Origin of the sequence: Alteromonas sp. 5E99-2, from assembly GCF_017368475.1 — a bacterium.
Taxonomy (GTDB): domain Bacteria; phylum Pseudomonadota; class Gammaproteobacteria; order Enterobacterales; family Alteromonadaceae; genus Alteromonas_F.
On the sequence record NZ_JAFNJE010000014.1, the window covers coordinates 16,472 to 34,024 of the forward strand.

Annotated in this window: 15 protein-coding genes and 1 pseudogene; 9 read left to right on the forward strand and 7 right to left on the reverse strand. The window is 40.2% G+C overall.

The annotated features are described in order from the left end of the window. The first annotated feature begins 29 nt into the window (after positions 1-29). The 3 genes from J3L16_RS13650 (at position 30) to J3L16_RS13660 (ending at position 3,130) form a co-directional block, all read left to right on the forward strand. Positions 30-938, forward strand: a complete 909-nt coding sequence (locus tag J3L16_RS13650; RefSeq protein WP_207613553.1) for a DUF3014 domain-containing protein — start codon at positions 30-32, stop codon at positions 936-938. A 147-nt stretch (positions 939-1,085) separates the two neighbouring features. Beyond that, entirely contained in the window at positions 1,086-2,342 is a 1,257-nt protein-coding gene (locus J3L16_RS13655) for an amidohydrolase family protein (RefSeq protein WP_207613640.1), read from the forward strand. A gap of 20 nt (positions 2,343-2,362) precedes the next feature. Then, the gene (locus J3L16_RS13660) at positions 2,363-3,130 is read left to right on the forward strand and encodes a class I SAM-dependent methyltransferase (protein WP_207613554.1); all 768 of its coding nucleotides are present in this window, start codon (positions 2,363-2,365) and stop codon (positions 3,128-3,130) included. Between the two features lie 66 nt (positions 3,131-3,196). Here the strand turns inward: J3L16_RS13660 and tusA are convergent, their stop codons facing one another. The 3 genes from tusA to rph are packed head-to-tail and all read right to left on the reverse strand — an operon-like array spanning position 3,197 to position 4,792. Then, the gene (tusA, locus tag J3L16_RS13665; protein ID WP_207613555.1) at positions 3,197-3,433 is read right to left on the reverse strand and encodes a sulfurtransferase TusA; all 237 of its coding nucleotides are present in this window, start codon (positions 3,431-3,433) and stop codon (positions 3,197-3,199) included. A gap of 4 nt (positions 3,434-3,437) precedes the next feature. Next, positions 3,438-4,079, reverse strand: coding sequence for an orotate phosphoribosyltransferase (pyrE, locus tag J3L16_RS13670; protein WP_207613556.1), 642 nt, complete (start codon positions 4,077-4,079; stop codon positions 3,438-3,440). After that, positions 4,079-4,792, reverse strand: coding sequence for a ribonuclease PH (gene rph, locus J3L16_RS13675; RefSeq protein WP_207613557.1), 714 nt, complete (start codon positions 4,790-4,792; stop codon positions 4,079-4,081). Before rph ends, pyrE begins: the two co-directional genes overlap by 1 nt. 183 nt (positions 4,793-4,975) lie before the next feature. Here rph and J3L16_RS13680 point away from each other — a divergent pair, with 183 nt between their 5' ends. Both J3L16_RS13680 and J3L16_RS16325 read left to right on the forward strand, forming a co-directional pair. After that, complete coding sequence (locus tag J3L16_RS13680) at positions 4,976-5,839, forward strand: YicC/YloC family endoribonuclease (RefSeq protein WP_207613558.1); 864 nt, start codon at positions 4,976-4,978, stop codon at positions 5,837-5,839. 134 nt (positions 5,840-5,973) lie between these two features. Further along, positions 5,974-7,350, forward strand: a pseudogene (locus J3L16_RS16325) (serine hydrolase domain-containing protein). Between the two features lie 37 nt (positions 7,351-7,387). On the opposite strand, the gene J3L16_RS13695 reads toward J3L16_RS16325, so the two are convergent. Continuing rightward, the gene (locus tag J3L16_RS13695; RefSeq protein ID WP_207613560.1) at positions 7,388-9,337 is read right to left on the reverse strand and encodes a winged helix-turn-helix domain-containing protein; all 1,950 of its coding nucleotides are present in this window, start codon (positions 9,335-9,337) and stop codon (positions 7,388-7,390) included. Positions 9,338-9,485: 148 nt separating this feature from the next. Here J3L16_RS13695 and J3L16_RS13700 point away from each other — a divergent pair, with 148 nt between their 5' ends. From J3L16_RS13700 to J3L16_RS13710, 3 genes are all read left to right on the forward strand, one after another. Further along, positions 9,486-10,622: a serine hydrolase domain-containing protein gene (locus J3L16_RS13700; RefSeq protein ID WP_207613561.1), complete on the forward strand. Its 1,137-nt coding sequence runs from the start codon at positions 9,486-9,488 to the stop codon at positions 10,620-10,622. A 670-nt stretch (positions 10,623-11,292) separates the two neighbouring features. Further along, positions 11,293-11,910, forward strand: a complete 618-nt coding sequence (locus J3L16_RS13705) for a methylamine utilization protein (protein ID WP_207613562.1) — start codon at positions 11,293-11,295, stop codon at positions 11,908-11,910. Continuing rightward, a complete protein-coding gene (locus J3L16_RS13710) occupies positions 11,907-14,216 on the forward strand; it encodes a GGDEF domain-containing protein (protein ID WP_207613563.1) in 2,310 nt (769 codons plus the stop codon). Before J3L16_RS13705 ends, J3L16_RS13710 begins: the two co-directional genes overlap by 4 nt. A 36-nt stretch (positions 14,217-14,252) precedes the next feature. Here J3L16_RS13710 and J3L16_RS13715 read toward each other — a convergent pair whose 3' ends face one another. Next, a complete protein-coding gene (locus tag J3L16_RS13715) occupies positions 14,253-14,720 on the reverse strand; it encodes a YHS domain-containing (seleno)protein (RefSeq protein ID WP_242698841.1) in 468 nt (155 codons plus the stop codon). A 260-nt stretch (positions 14,721-14,980) separates the two neighbouring features. Here J3L16_RS13715 and J3L16_RS13720 point away from each other — a divergent pair, with 260 nt between their 5' ends. After that, positions 14,981-15,436, forward strand: a complete 456-nt coding sequence (locus tag J3L16_RS13720; RefSeq protein ID WP_207613564.1) for a BLUF domain-containing protein — start codon at positions 14,981-14,983, stop codon at positions 15,434-15,436. 47 nt (positions 15,437-15,483) lie between these two features. Here the strand turns inward: J3L16_RS13720 and J3L16_RS13725 are convergent, their stop codons facing one another. After that, positions 15,484-15,921 carry a hypothetical protein gene (locus J3L16_RS13725; RefSeq protein ID WP_207613565.1) on the reverse strand — a complete coding sequence of 146 codons (438 nt, stop codon included), beginning with the start codon at positions 15,919-15,921 and terminating at the stop codon, positions 15,484-15,486. Positions 15,922-15,941: 20 nt separating this feature from the next. After that, positions 15,942-17,552, reverse strand: a complete 1,611-nt coding sequence (locus J3L16_RS13730; RefSeq protein WP_207613566.1) for a VCBS repeat-containing protein — start codon at positions 17,550-17,552, stop codon at positions 15,942-15,944. Between the last annotated feature and the right edge of the window lies 1 nt (position 17,553).

A 17,553-nucleotide genomic window follows, 5' to 3' on the forward strand; every position in this document is an offset into this window, starting at 1 on the left:
TGAGTAAAACAATGGAAAAGGCAAACACTATGCAAGAACATAAAACACCTCAATCTATAAAGCCTCATATAATCATTATTGCTGTGATTGTAATTGTTTTACTTGCAATTTTGTTATGGCCATCAAGTGATACGCCGCCATCAAACGAACATAAAACGCCCCAACAAGACGTTCCTGAAGCCGCAGAAGTCGTTGTTTCTCCCGCTGATGAGATTTTTCCTGAAACACAAGAAGAGCCCCTAATCGAGCCAGATGTTTTTGAGTCCATTCCCAGTCCCGAAGCTGTTGAACTGGATGTAGGACAACCTGATGAACCTCAGCCAGAGCCCGAATATGTAGAACCTGAACCTATCCCTGTTGATATCAGCGATGCCGCAATTGAAAGTGCACTGGTGACTATCGCGAACAATAACGCACTTGTTGATTTACTTGTTGATGACGCACTATTGGAACGTTTTGTGGTAACTATCGCGAATTTATCCAACGGTGAAATAGCGCCAAATCAGCGCCTTTTGAATCCGCCCGAAAAGGCATTTAGAGTATATCAGCAGGCGAACCGATACTGGGTCGACCCCGCCAGCTACAAACGCTACACACCTTATGTGAATGCCATGGAATCACTTGAAAGTGAACGCTTGCTAACACTGTTTGAACGTTACGAAGATGACATGATGAACACCTTTGAACAAATTGCCGCAAGCAATCAAACTTTCAATTCAGTGTTTATTGACGCCATTGATACCCTACTCGATACTCCCGAAGTACCGGTTCCTGTAGAAGTGTTTACCGATTCAGTAACATACAAATACAAAGACGAACGGCTAGAGAATTTAAATGCGCCGCAAAAGCAGCTACTGCGTACAGGGCCAGATAATATGCGTCGTATAAAAGCAAAATTAAGGGAAATTAAAAGTCTGCTAGAAGCGAGAGAGCAATAACTAACTGATTTAATCAACGACTCATCGCAGAACAGGGCCGAGTTGTTTTGCCATGCATGGAAGATTCACTTAAAGTGGATCTTTCATTGTTTTACTTAGGTGACAGATTTGAACAAATTACTTGGCTGTGTTGCTACTGCGTTGCTGATGTCTAATTCAGCTTATTCAGATACCCTCATTCATGCAGGGTCATTATTTACTGCTGAATCAGATAAAACCCTCTCAAAACAAACTGTAGTGATTCAAGACAATAAAATTGTTGAAGTGAAATCTGGTTATATAAAACCTCGCGCTGACGATACGGTTATTGACCTAAAAAACTACACAGTCTTACCTGGTTTAATGGACATGCACGTGCACCTTTCGGGTCAACATGAAGGCCCTAGTACGTATATAAAGCGATTTACTGACAACGAAGCTGACCTAGCCCTTAGTGCGGCCAACTATGCCGAAATCACTTTAGCATCAGGCTTCACTAGTGTAAGAAACTTAGGCGACAGTAAAAACGAAACCATTGCATTAAGAAATGCGATTTCAAAAGGCATAGCCCAAGGCCCCCGAATTTTTAGCGCAGGAAAATCCATTGCGACAACAGGTGGCCACGCCGATCCTACCAATGGTATGAGCAACGATTTACAAGGTGATCCCGGCTCAAAAGACGGCGTGGTAAATGGCATTGCTGAAGCTAGAAAAGCAGTAAGACAGCGCTATAAAGAAGGTGCTGATGTCATTAAAATTACGGCAACTGGCGGTGTATTAAGTGTTGCCAAAAATGGTCAAAATCCACAATTCATGAGCGATGAACTGGACGCTATTGTGGCTACCGCAAAAGATTATGGCATGATAGTCGCCGTTCACGCCCATGGTGAAGAAGGTATGCGACGTTCAATAAAGGCTGGCGTAGATTCGATTGAACATGGCACCTACATGAACGAAGAGATCATGGCGTTGATGAAAGAAAACGGTACCTACTACGTACCTACTATATTGGCGGGTGATTTTGTTGCGAAAAAGGCAAAAATAGACGGTTTTTTTCCAGAGATAGTAAGACCTAAAGCCGCCACTATTGGCCCATTAATACAAGACACCTTCGCTCGTGCATACAAAGCAGGGGTGAACATTGCGTTTGGTACTGACAGCGGCGTGTCGGCTCATGGCGATAACGCTCAAGAATTCTCTCTAATGGTAGAAGCCGGTATGCCCGAGGCTGAAGCCATCATCAGTGCCACTCGTAGTGCATCAGAATTACTTAACGTTGATGATACCTTAGGTACCATCAGCAAAGGAAAGTTTGCCGATATCATTGCGGTTAAAGGCAACCCGTTAAACGATATTAGCTTATTAGAAACAGTGGCTTTCGTTATGAAAGACGGCGACATTATTGTTCACCCAGATGCTAACTAACATAAAATAGGAAACACCCGATGAAAAAACTCGCGTTATCACTTACCGCACTAGCCCTACTTGGCGCAGGAACTTCATTTGCTCATGACGGTGAAGATCACTCAATTGAAGCGAAAGTAAGAGAAGCGATGGAGTCTGAAATAAGAACCGAAGCCGAGGTTAAGCGAGATAGAAACCGCAGACCTGTGCAAACATTGCAGTTCTTTGGTTTAGAAAGCGACATGAAAGTCGCTGAGCTTATTCCTGGCGGTGGTTGGTACACTAAGCTTATATACCCAGCAGTTGCTGATCACGGCGAATACTACGCAGCTATTGGTACTGGTCGATTAAAAAGTTCTTTAGGAAAAGATCCTGCGTTTTCCAAAATGAAAATAGTCGCTGAAGATGCAAAATTCAATCGTGAAGAAGGCGCGCGCTTACTTTCTTTAGAAATCGATTCGCTAGAAGTCAAAGACTTAGACATGGTGTTGACGTTCAGAAACTACCACAACTTTGATGAAGCGGGTCGCCGTGCCATGAACAAAGTGGCTTTTGAAGCCTTAAAGCCAGGTGGTATTTACGGTGTTGTAGACCACACTAAGCGCCACATGGAACCAGATACACGTTCAAACAGACGTCGCGTAGACCCAGTATTGGCGATAAAAGAAATTCAAGAAGCGGGTTTTGAGTTTGTTGATTACTCAACACTTCATTATCGTGAAGACGACGAGTTGCGTTATGAAGTTGGTGTTAAATCGGTTACTGGTAATTCAGACAGATTCACATTCAAGTTCAAAAAACCTGAATAAGAAAAAACAGAGTTAAAACATAAAATGCCAATCAGTTTCGCTGATTGGCATTTTTTATTGGCCTTTTTATTGGTCTTTTTTGACGACAAACCGATAAGGTAGAGTTTCGTCCTGTTTTGCCACTAAGGTGTGGTTCATATAGTGGCAGAAACTGGGAATATCTCTTTTGGTTGCTGGATCGTCAGCAATCACTTCAACGGTTTGCCCTATCTCCATTTTACGCAACTGAACTCGCACCATCATAACGGGCTCAGGGCATAATAAGCCCAAAGTATCCAAGGTGTGATCCGCGTTAAAAGACATAGTCTTAGATACCGTATTTCGCACGGTATGCAGCAACAGCGTCGACGTGCTCGTGTAAATCACCATGTTCTTCAACATAGGTCATTACATCGGCTAAGCTCACTATAGACACCACTTGTGTGTTGAAGTCACGTTCTACTTCTTGAATAGCCGACAACTCGCCTTTGCCTCGCTCTTGTCTATCAAGTGCGATTAACACTCCCGACAAATTCGCGCCTTGTTGTTCAATTAACGTCATGGATTCGCGAATAGCCGTACCCGCGGTGATAACGTCATCCACTAAAAGTACATTGCCCGACAATGGGCTACCTACTAAATTGCCGCCTTCGCCGTGAGTTTTTGCTTCTTTTCGATTAAAGCAATACGGCACATCAATATTGTGATGTTCTACCAGCGAAACCGCTATAGTTGTCGCAATTGGAATGCCTTTATACGCCGGACCAAACAATACATCAAAGCTAATCCCTGCATCGACAATAGCCGATGCATAGTAACGTCCAAGCTTGGCTAAATCACCGCCAGTGTTAAACAGGCCCGCATTAAAGAAGTAAGGACTTACTCTTCCACTTTTCAATGTGAATTCGCCAAATTTTAATACGCCTCGCTCAATGGCAAAGGCAATAAACGCTTTTTGATAATCTTTCATTAGTTCAACGCTGTTTTCTGTATATCGAAAAGTTCTTTTAAGCCGCTTTTTGCAAGCTGTAGCATTTCATCCATTTCATCAAAGGTGAACGGTTCGCCTTCAGCGGTACCTTGCACTTCAATAAGGCTGCCCGTTTCTGTCATTACAACATTCATGTCGGTTTCAGCAATGGAATCTTCTGTGTATTCAAGGTCAGCAACGGCTTCGCCATTAACAATTCCCACAGACAAGGCTGCAATCATGTGTTTCAGTGGGTTTGCTTTAATAATACCTTTTGAACGCAAATAAGTAAGTGCATCAACCAAAGCCACACAAGCGCCGGTAATAGACGCAGTACGAGTACCGCCGTCTGCTTGAATAACGTCGCAGTCGATAATAATGGTGTTTTCACCTAATAGCTTTAAATCAACCGCGGCACGCAATGAACGGGCAATTAAACGCTGAATTTCTAATGTTCTGCCACCTTGCTTACCTCTGGCCGCTTCACGCTGGCTGCGGGTATGGGTTGCACGAGGTAACATGCTGTATTCAGCAGTCACCCAACCTTTACCTTGGCCTTTCATGAATCTAGGAACGCCTTCTTCTACTGTTGCGTTACATAATACTTTGGTATTGCCAAACTCAACCAATACTGAGCCTTCAGCATGACAGGTGTATTGACGGGTAATCGTAACAGGTCGAATTTGACTAACAGTTCTGCCGCATGAGCGCATTTTATGATTCCTAGATAATGATAATAACTTGCCGGAATTATACATTAATAATTGTAAATGCAGTGTCAGAAATTTCGCCTTCCATTGAAAAACAACAAACTTATGCAATTGCCATTGAATTCGTCTGGCGCATGCACGACTATAAGCACCTTAAAAATTTCATTCGCAACAAAGAGTACCCTTATGATTTACAGTATGACCGCCTTCGCCCGCAAAGAAATTAAAGGAGAGTGGGGTACCGCCACGTGGGAAATTCGCTCGGTCAACCAACGTTTTCTAGAAACCTACTTTCGTCTACCTGAACAATTTCGTTCACTGGAACCTGTTTTAAGAGAGCGATTCAAAAAACAGCTTCAGCGCGGAAAAGTAGAATGCGCCCTTCGCTTCGCAAGTAACGACGCAGCAGCTAGTTCACTTCAGCTCAATGAAAGCTTAGCAAAACAACTACTAGACGCCGCAGAATGGGTACAATCACAAGGCCAATCGTCAGGTGTCAACCCAGTAGACATATTGCGCTGGCCTGGTGTTTTAAGTGCGAAAGAAACCGATATGGACGAACTCAACGCCACATTACTAACCGCGTTTGACGAAACACTAAACGAGTTTATCGAAGCCCGCGCTTCTGAAGGCAGCAGCCTAAAAGCGCTTATCGAACAGCGCCTAGACAACATTACTGTAGAAGTTGAAAAAGTTGCAGCCCACCTGCCCACCATTATGGATTGGCAAAAAGACCGCCTTCAAAGCAAATTCGACGAAGCCAAAGTCGAACTGGAAGCTGGCCGTTTAGAACAAGAAATGATTATGCTTGCGCAAAAAATCGATGTTGCCGAAGAGCTAGACAGGCTAAACACTCATGTTGCGGAAACCAAAAAAATCTTAAAGAAAGGCGGTGCTGTAGGCCGACGCCTAGACTTTATGATGCAAGAGTTTAACCGCGAATCTAATACGCTGGGCTCTAAATCAATTAACACTGAAATCACACAATCAGCGGTTGAATTGAAGGTATTGATAGAGCAAATGCGAGAACAGATCCAGAATATTGAGTAGGGTTTTATTCGACCATGCCAATTATTCATAGAAATAGTGGCATGATGTGACGTTAAGAGTGCCTTTTCGATTTAAACCTTACTATTGTTGATTTCGACTAAACATCAACTTTTTATTATTTTCACAGGAAGACAATGAAATATTCAGTCTTAACTCTTTTAGCCTCTTTTTTGTTGTTAATAGCAAATTGGAATTTAGCTTACGCATCGGGAAAAGATACGTCTCCTATATCTGAGTCTATTAATCAGCAATTGGCTAAAAATAGTGAAAGGTATGGCGTAGTTGGACAGTCTGTTTTAATTCTAAAAAACCATCAGCACTTTTATCAAGGGCATCACGGATTTGCGAACTTAGAGCTGGGCGTTAGTGTTAACGAAAAACACATTTTTCCCAGCTACTCAATAACCAAACTATTTACAAGCGTGTTAATGATGCAGCAGGTTGAGCAAGGAAATGTCGTGCTTAGCAACTCAATACGTGAGTATTTGCCTTATCTTCCTAAAAAATGGCAACCAGTAACGGTAGAACACCTACTTAATCACACGTCTGGCATTCCTCGTTATTTCGATAAAGCAATAAACCAAGGTAGCTTTTTACCAACCAAAAAAGCGGTCTTCTTATCTCTTATTGATGACCCAGAACATTTCAAATTGGGCACAATGAACAGCTATAACAATACGAACTACCTTCTGCTTTCTGCGATTTTAGAAGCTAAAACAGGTAAGTCTTATAAAGAATTAGTAGCAGACGTGATAATCACACCTTTAGAGCTAGAAAACACAGGGCACACTAGTGCAAAAGACATAATTAAAAATCATGTATCTAGTTACTGAGGTTCTAATGGGCTAATACGCAAAAATATAAATATTGATTGGCCTGAATATACATTCCCTCATTCTGCTCTTTACTCCACCCCTAACGATCTCGCAACGTTTATGACCGCTTTAGTATCAGGAAAGTTCGTCAGCCAAAAAACACTGAAACAAATGTGGAAACCCATGAAACTTAGTGATGGAAGAAATGGTCGTTATGCATTTGGGTTTGAGTATGATTTTGAAGATGGATATAACCTGTTCGGCCATGATGGCGGAAATCATGTAAAGCTACGTCATTATGTTAATCCTAAAAATAGTTTAGATAGCTATACGTTAGTTTATGCAACCAATGGGAATGCCCATGACGTTTGGACTGATGTGTTAGCAGATAGTGTAATGGCAATTGTCGCCCCAAAAAAATTCAGAATGGCTGTACTTAAAGAACAGTTTTTAGAAGCTGTATTAGAAAACGACAATAGAAAGCTAGAACAAGTATACCAAGCTGTATCAAACACTTTCGATGGTGATGATGTACAAATTGAGCGCTTTTTTCTTTATCGCGCTTATGCCCTTAGATATGGCAGTGGTCCCGAGTCGTCAATTCCAGCTTTCAAATTCTTAATAACAAAGCATCCTCACTCCGAAGACGCTCGGCAAGGTTTAGTTGATACAGAATCAGTCATTGGAAAGAAATAACTTACGAGCCCTACTCAAGATGCTCCAAACACACAAGCTAATGTAATTCAGCAATACCGCTGTTTTCTTTGGGCTTTGTTACAAACATTAATTTCTCAATAGAGTGGGCATCGATTAGTTGTTTTCGCGTACCTAAGACCTTGTCTTTAACTGGAGAATAAAGATCACCATCATATGTAAAAATGCCGTCTTTTGATTGAAATATCAGGCTATTTCCCACAGGAATAACGATTCCATCAATTGGCGGGTTAAGCGACATATCGACCACCCGCTCTCCCCAATATAGATGCTTATCTTTATAAAAAACAAGCTCATCTTGTAAGTTTAAACGAGCATAATAGTTTTCACCTGAATTCATTATTATTGACGATTGAAAAGACAATAAATCGAATTTTTCAAGGTAGTAGCTATTATTGCGCTTCGTTGCTATTAAGATTGTGCTTTCGTCACTAAATCCATCGAGTACAGCCGAGAAATAAGGCGGCATAGTATGTACTTTAGTACTCTTATCATTTAACGAATACTCATACAATGTCTGCCCTAGCCCATAATAAATCTTACTCTCATTTTTAGACCAAACAGGAGCCCGACGTATCGTCAAACCTTTAGGATTGTCATTTATCAAACGTTGCTGGCCATTATCTAAAACGTAAACTTGCGGTCTTCCTGCTCGATAAGAAACAAACGCGACTCTTTTTCCTGAAGGAGAATATCGTCCTAAATAGTCTTGGCCTGTTGAACTAATAAGAGGGTAACTTTTTCCTTGTTGAGGCTGTAGTTCAATTAAGTCGGTATCATTCTGTGAATAAGTTACAGCAATTTTATTGCCATTGGGATGAAACTCTGGGTTAAACACCCGATGAAAACCAAAAAGCGGAATATCTTGTTTGTCGCCGTTTAAACCAAGTGTAAAAAGTTTATTTTCATTGTGAACCAATATTTTTTCATTATCAGGATGCCAACTGATCTCTGTAAACCCAATTGGCATACTATAAATAGAGTCAGACAAATAATGTTCAATAAGAGAAAAAATACGAATTGCGAGCTTCCCATCTGCGGCCTCTCCCGCTATGGCTAACTTACTTCCATCGTTCGTGATTGCGATTCTGTACGGATCGAACCCCTCACTGTTTTTCAATATTGTTACCTGTTTTCCAGATACTTTATCTCTTTGAATTAGCTTTATTTTTGCAGAGTTATTTGCAGGCAATTCTACTAATAAATAATATAGATACAGCTGGTTATCGACGACTTTCCAAATTCTACTTGGTTCATTAATTTCAAATAACCGAGCTAGCCTTGTGCCATCAAATGATAATTGTCCTACCCATTCTTTGCTTTTTTCTCGAGTAATAAAATAAAAGTGTTCGTCATTGAAACTCCACGTAAGCGATTGGTAGTCTTTTTGACCAGATAAAACAATTCGTTCCCCCCCTGTCTCAAGGTCTTTTACAACGATCTCATTCGCCTCTGTCACTTGTCGAATAAAGGCTAAATACTTACCGTTAGACGAGTAAACAGGATTAAAGTCGTATGCAGCAGAAGATGTAACAGGCTCTAATTTTCCAGAAAATTCTTCATTACTATTCATTGATTGTGAAAACATAAATACAACAAATATAGATAAAGTAGCACTGACAAATATCCACCATTTTCCATATGAGGTATTGTCTTTGGAAAAAGTAGGACAAACTTCTAAGCTATAACCCCGCTTAGGGTGGGTCAAAATATAAGTCGGATTTTTTGCATCGTCCCCCAACACCTTTCTAAGTTGAGCAATGCATCTTTGTACAGCCCCAGGACTAAAGGTGGTGTTAGGCCATAAAGCATTAAAAAGTGTTTCCTGAGTAATAACTTGTGTTGGATGACTGGCTAAATAGGCCAACACATCCATTACTCTTGGCTCAATAGACACCTGAGCGCCATTAATAGTCAAACAGCTTCGTTCAACGTCAACTTTGATACTGTTCAAATTAAACGTTTTCATCACTTTAAAACTCACTTAACCAATTGATTTTTATAAACATCAACAAATCATCAGATAAAAATCGAAATTTCAATATAGGCAAATAGTAAGGAACAAAGCTTTAATATTTTTCACTTTCAAAACTTATATTTACAAAGGAAAAAGTAAAATGAAATTCATCTTGTATATCGTGCTTTTTATTACCAGCTATAAGGCTATGGCCGAGTCATACTATACAGATAATGTGCTTGAAACAAACGTTCCTATATTGATGAAAAAATATTATGTTCCCGGCATGGTCGTTGGTATTTTGGAAGAAGGTAAGGTCGCTAAATATTACTATTTTGGCTATAGCGACTTAACAACTAAACAAAAAGTAAATAAACACACCGCTTTTAACCTTGGTTCTATTTCAAAATCAGTGACGGCTTGGGGTGTAATGAAACTCGTCGAAAAAGGAAAAATAGAACTCGATACACCAATTCAAAATTATATTACGCGATGGCAAATTCCAAGCTCTCCATACAACCCATCGGGTGTCACTGTTCGACGATTGCTAAATCACACATCAGGACTATCACAACATGCTGTCCCTCAATATGAATTAAACGAAAACGTTCCGTCAATTGAAGTTTCACTCTCAGAAAGCGCTAATTTAGGAGGCGAAAAAGTTAGGCTGATTTATGAACCAGGAGAAAAATGGTCATATTCTGGCGGTGGTTATACGTTATTACAGTTATTAATTGAAGAAATCACAGGCCTGCCTTTTTCGACTTATATGGAAAAAGAAATATTGCACCCACTTGGCATGTTTAATAGCAGCTTTGAGCCAAACCTTGAACTACTGGAAAAATTAGCCAAGTCGTACGATCGAAACGGGCAAGAGACTGGTAGATTGAAATTTGCTGCGACGGGTTCTGCTGGATTGCAATCTACACCTCAAGATTTAGCTATTTTCGCTAACGCAGCGCTAACTTTAAGCAATAACCTTGTGGCAGGCCGAGGCGTACTAAAACCTCAAACTGTGTCAACGATGACATCCATTTCATCTAATGCAAAATTGCCTGATGGCAAACTAGCCCACAGGAATTACGGTCTTGGATACTTCGTTACCAGCAAAAAGCCCTTATTTTTCGGGCATGGCGGTGACAATAGAGGCTGGCACTCTCGTTTTATTGTGTATCCAAAAACAAAGAATGGAATTGTTATTTTAACTAATAGCTCCAATGGTTTTTGGATGGCAGAAAATCTAAATTGTTTATTGGCGAAAGTGCTATCTGACGATAATGGTGAAAAATGCGTTTAATATTACTGGCAAGACTAAAGCAGATTTCGGCTCTTTCGCTTCTATACAAATAACACTAAAAACAAGAACCAAAATCATGAAAACCTTATTCGTTTCTTAATGCCTTAATAGGGTCCTGTTTTAAGGTTTTATTAATGGGCACGAACGTAACGCCCATAGCCATTAAAAACAGCCCTATCCATATAAGCGATGTTAGTAGCCAATTGATGGGTATAAACACGTTTACTGGAGTAGCCATGACGTATTAACTACTCAGTTTTTAGAATTAGATATTCAAGACATAAAACGCCCGATATTGTCACAACGAGAATTCAATTATAATAGAATAAGGCCTTTTTTTACTATTAACCCTGATGCCTCATCTATCTTATATTCGCAATGGGGAGAAACGAATCAAAACATGGTTTATCTAAAAATCGATTAATTATTACCTTCCAGTTAATAAAGTTTTCAGTCTCTGCAAAACAAATATTTATAACTCATCAAGTACTAGTTACTGCAACCCAACACCTAACAATTACTAAAAACCTTTGTTCCAAATTTGTTATTTCTTGGGTTTAGGTCTAGTGTCAAAGATTAAAAGAAAAATGTCTGATTTAGCACATTTACTCAGGAAAATACTGATGACATTGAACTGCTTAATACTTTTAGCATGCTGTAGTGAAGCGCAATGAAAACCCGTTTCTTTGCTTTTTTTTTCGCCCTAAGTTCTAGTTTTTTATCTTTTGCCGATGCAGTGACACTGCGAGTTGTTGATCAAAACAACGAGCCTGTTGAGTTTGTCGTTATTGCCGCAAAAAATACTGGTGACACACCCATTCCTCTGAAAAGATCAGTATACATGGATCAAAAAAGAAGGCAGTTTGCGCCTCGAACTCTAGCCGTTCAAGCCGGCCAAAAAGTCATATTTCCAAACAGCGATGATATACAACACCATATTTATAGTTTTTCCACGCCAAAACCCTTTCAAATTAGACTGTTTGAAGGTGGGGAACGAGAATCTGTGGTGTTCGATAAACCAGGTATTGTCGTGCTTGGTTGTAACATACACGACAACATGGTGGGTTATATATATGTTGCTGAAAACGAGTTAACCACAGTCACTGATGAAACGGGCTCTGCGACAATAGATACATCTGAAACAGAGCTTTTAATTTGGCACCCTCGTTTATCGGCCACCAGTACTGAGCGCCAATCCATTGTTATTGATAGCGAAAAAAGTGAAGTCCAAACCCTTGAACTACAATTACTACCAGGTAGGGGCGTAACCTTAGGTGCTAGTCGTTGAGGGTAAATTCATTAAATCACCGAATTTTCAGACTCGTTGTAGGGGCGGTGTTACTGACTTTTTTCACCATAATAGTGACCGTTTGGTTAGCGACTTCAGAGCAGGCCAATAAACGGCTTGAACGAGACCTCGACGTTGCACAAAAGGTGTTACAGCAAGAGCTGATAAACAGAGAAAACCGGTTATTTGATTCAACCAAAGTACTCACCGCAGATTTTGGTTTTAAACAAGCCGTAGCCACGCAAGACAAAGGCACCATCGACAGCGCATTACTTAATTTTGGTAACCGTATCAACGCAGACGTTATGGCATTGGTCTCGTTACAAGGGAGTAATATTGCCAGTATTCCAATGCTGTTAGAAAGTGACTCGCCTTTTCCTTTTCAAACCTTAACAGAAATGGTTATTCAGGAGGGCAGTGCGTCAGCTTTTATTGTGCTAAAAGATGAACCTTATCAAGTTATCTTGTTAACTGTTGATGCTCCTGCTCCTATTGCTATTGCCGTTGTGGGCTTTAAATTAAACGCAGACTTAACCAATCAACTAAAATCCATAACTCAACTTGATACTACAATTCAGGCTGTAGGAGCCGAATCAACTACCTATTCTGTTAGCACCTTATGTGAGGCGTGCTTAGATAACGCCTTGGCCCAAATGGGCAGAAAATTGAACTGGTTTTCGGTTACCGTAAAACAAGACATTCCGTATATTTCTAAAAAAGTCGTTCTTTCAGATGATTACGGTTACACCACGCAAATTATTATTTCTGAAGATACTAAAAAACTATTTGCTGACTCAAAACGCCTGCAAATTACCATTACGCTAATTGGTTTTGCTGCTATTTTGCTTGCCATGTTACTTGGAGGGTTGCTTACCAAGAGGCTAGCCACTCCGCTAGCCACGTTGGCACAATTGGCTCATAGAATTTCTACTGGCGATTACAGTAAGGCCATAAACGACACCTCTAATACATTAGAGCTAAAACAGTTGTCGTCGACTTTCAATACCATGCAAAAGAACATTCAAGCCCGTGAAGATAAAATTATATTTCAAGCTCAGCACGACATACTCACGTCGTTATATAACCGCAATCATATAGAAACTCTACTCGACAAAAAATTTCGCTCTGCAACACCTTTCGTTGCCATTGGCATAAACATTTTCGGGTTCCGCGGTATTAACGACAGCTTTGGTTATCACAATGGCGATAGATGTTTAAAGATACTTGCCTCTCGAGTTGAAAAGTTAGCCGGATTATCTGCACGACTAACCGGAGGCGAGTTACTTTGGGTTCCGGACAACGCGCCAACTGAAGCCCAATTAAAAGACATCAAAAGCGCCTTAGAAAAACCTATAGATACCGGTGATGTAGAAATAGATCTAACCGTAGCCCTAGGTATATTAACTTGCCCTCAACACAGTACTAATGCAGAAGATTTGTTTAAGCGCATGAATATCGTACTCGACGAAGCGCAAATCACTCGTCAATTTGTATTGTATTACGACCCAGAGCTTGAGCAGCGCTATGTACGACGTTTGTCCATTATAACCGAGCTTAAGCACGCTTTGGCCCACCAGCAAAACGAGCTCGATTTGTTTTATCAGCCTAAATTGAATTTGGCCTCACAAACTGTAGATGATGTTGAAGCTCTAATACGCTGGAACAACGAAAAGCTTGGTTTTGTTTCACCAGAAGACTTTATCGCCATAGCAGAACACGCAGGCTTTATTGAACAGGTAACAGAATGGGTTGTCGATAGAGCAATCAGTGACGCTATGCAATTCAAGCAAAGCGGCGTTATGGTGACAATTGCAGTGAATCTTTCAGCTAAAGATATAATGACTGAACACTTACTGCCGTCAATTCTGGCCAAGTTAAATGAAAACAGCTTAGCTGTTGATAGTTTATCTTTTGAAATCACCGAGGGTGACTTAGTTAGAGATCATGAAAAAGCGGTAGCCCAATTGAAAAGCTATAAAAAACAAGGCTTCAACATTGCCATTGACGATTTTGGCACAGGTTATTCTTCTATGGCTTACCTGCAAAGCCTGCCTGTTAACACGTTAAAAATTGATAAGAGTTTTGTGATGCAACTTGATACTAAGCAAGGTGATCAACACATTGTAAAAACGGTAATTAATTTGGCTCATAGCTTTGATATGTCAGTAGTAGCTGAGGGTGTAGAAAACCAAGAAGCTTTAAATTTACTGAAGCAGTGGGGCTGTGAATGGGCACAAGGCTATTTTATTTCAAAACCGATTACGAGAGATCAGTTCATTGAATGGTATAAAAAAACAGCACAATAATGTGCTGTTTTCAAATCAAGAGCAATGATTTAGAAATTAAAGCTCGCTTGGTGCTTTAAATTCAATGTTTTTCCACTTTTCATCAGCTTGATCGATGAATGTAGGGATGTCCTGTTTCCACGCCTCATATACGTTTTCGCTTTTGTTTACATAAAGAGTACCGTCAACAATTTCAAACGCTTTACCATTTACTTCAAATTTCTTACCAAACGTAGAGCCGTATGCACAGTAACCACCATACGCTGGCTCATATTTGTTTGGATCAGCTTTAAATGTATCTCTGTTTTCTGCAGAACTAAACTGGTAAATCGCGCCTTTATGTACCGCTGTAAATTCTTTTGTACCTTCTACTGCTTTGCTTTGAGTGAAGTACGCAACAGCATCATAACCAGCTAAGATAACGTCGTTTGCGTCTGTTTGTGTATCAACACCAGCAAAAGACATTTGGCTAAGGCCTAAAGTAGCCGCTAATGTAAGGGTTTTAACAATTTTATTGAATTTCATTTTTGTTCCCAATAATAAGTAATCAAGTTTACGTTTTAATACCGTCTAGCGGTTAACGAGAGAGAGTATATGTATTATATTCAACTTAAACTCGACAAATCGTCTTAGTTATATGTCATTTCGTCTTACAAAGACTAGAAATGCTTGTTTCCTGTTTTATCTACTCCTTTAGTTAAAACTGGCAAACCTTCTGCTCATCACCTAACTTTTTACAGTGGCTTTATTTATTCCACTATTTATTCCACGTATAGGAAGACCCAATGAGTGAAGAACAAAACCAAGTTGAATTAGTTCACTGTATTTATGCAAGCGCCTCTACTGTCAGTTTTACTAAAGATGAAATAACCGAACTGTTAGCAATAGCTCAACGTAACAATGGCGCTTTAGGTGTTACAGGCATGTTGTTGTATGAAGATGGGTCTTTTTTTCAAGTTCTTGAGGGAGAGAAAGAGACCGTAAGTGCCCTATTCAAAAAGATCGCACTTGATAAGCGACACAGTAAAGTAATTAAAATAATACAAGAGCCTATTCAAGAACGAGCGTTTTCAAATTGGACTATGGGGTACTCAGGCATAACTCGTTATGAGCTCAGTGCCATAGATGGACTAAACGACTTTTTCACATCTAAACAGTGTTATACCGACCTTGATCAAGGCAGAACAAAAAAATTATTAGAAGCGTTTAAAAGTGGTAAATGGAGAACATCCATTAAATAACCAATAAAGTATGGCCTCAATTGCTGAAGCCATGCTTTTTAATGTGTTTAGTGAATCGTATTGTTGTAGATATCACAGGCTTTCTTGTAAGGGCCTTGAATAAACAGCACTAGAATAACAACCAACAGTGCTAAAGACACATAGCACAGAGGTAAAACTGTACTTGATGCCGCTCTTAAGCCTCCGCTTGCTGTGGGGCACACTGCGCTACTCGAAAACATCTCAGCTAACGATGCGAACGCCGCGATAACAAATGCAACGCTCCAACCGATGCAGAAAAAATAATGCTTACAGCCGTTGTGGTTAAATATTAACGCTCCCAGCATTAAGCCATATGCAGCCGTGACCACGTAACAAATAGGCATGTTTAAAATATTGGGGCAGGAAAGCCCATTAAAGTTATCAATACTCACTTTAAGGCCTCCGAAAAAGCCCAATAACACCAATGCCCACAAAACAATCATACTTATTGATTTAGATTTCATTAAAATTACTCGACTAATCGCTATAAATTAATTTGCTGGTTTGAGAATTGACCGCGTACATTCTCGCTTCGGCCATCGAGGTAGTTAACAGTGACAGCGATTGCTTTTTGTTGGCCTAAACCAAAACTCAATATATGACTTTGGTCAGAGCACAAGCCTTCACCCACAACAAAGGTTGAATAAACTGATTTACCATTGTCTAAATCCACTTTGACTTTTGCTCCCACAGACACAGCATTATTTGGCAAATTCACTTTCAAATAGTTAGCATTGCCGCCTTCGCTTAAGAATACCTTTTGTGGGCCGAGTAAATTAACGTGAATTAAATCGGGGTAACCATCTTTATTAAAATCAGCAGTTAAAGGGCTAATACCATACAAGCGATTCGTCACGCCCGACGCTTTACCTACAGCTGCAAATTCCCCTCTTTTATTTTGAACCATAAAACGGCCGTCTAAACGCCACGCAGGTAAGATGTGAGTAGGGAAACCTACATAGTTTTCAGATACCACTAAGTCATCATTGCCATCTAGGTTGAAGTCTTCAAACAACGCTCCCCAAGAAAATTCATAATCCGCCAATTTACTTTCATTCGCGATATCAACAAATTTGAAATCACCTTTGTTTTCAAACATGATCCACTTGGTATTAAGCACTTGTTCGCTGCGTAAATCACCACGTACGATTGGTGCCGGTGTTGTGCTACCTACGTTCGAGAAGTAAAAGTCAGGGTCGCCATCGTTATTGTAATCGGTAACGGCGATCCCCATAGGGTATGAGAAGTAATCTGATGTAGGGTTAGGCATGTCTTTGAATTTCAAGTTGCCCATGTTTTTCCACGTTTTTACGGTTCCCGTATCATGGGCAACCACTAAATCTTCTAGGTTGTCTCCGTCAACATCGATAAAAATACCTTGAAAGGTATTATGCTGATAATACATACCGGCTTCTTTGGTGATGTTTTCGAATTCGTTGTTACCCTTGTTGATGTAAAGTGCACTGATACCACCGTATTCTTTATTGAAGATGGTTTCTCCTTCAACGTGCTTACGAGCAATATAGGCCGCCACATACATATCAAACAAACCATCGCGGTTTAAGTCACTTACAGCAATAGAAAGGGGCACTGATTTCTCGTCTAAATCGAGGTTCAAACGCACTCCTGAAAATTGCCCATTGGTGTTGTCATAGCGCCACACACCAGATTGGCGTGCAATTAACAAATCTGTATCGCCGTCGGTATCAAGATCTAATGCGATAGAGCCGAAGGTTTTATCTGGCGTAGCTTTTTCCCACCCTGTTTGTGCAGTGATGTCTTTAAAGGCGCCGTCTTCAAAACGATAAAACGCATCGCCTTGATCAATACCACCACCCAAAAACACTTCTTCTACACCGTCACCGTCAATATCGATAATTGCACTGGCGGTGAATGGAATAGTTTTGTCTTTGTCATACGTGGGCACAAAATCTATGGTTTGTTCAGTAAATGTGGGGATAGAAATTCCATCCGTGTCGACATCATAAGGAATTGCACGGTCGTGAGACGTAAGCCAAAACAATCCTGCAACCAAAAGCAGAACGATTAAACTCAAATAGAAGATAATCGATTTTATTAATTTAGAAGGAGACATA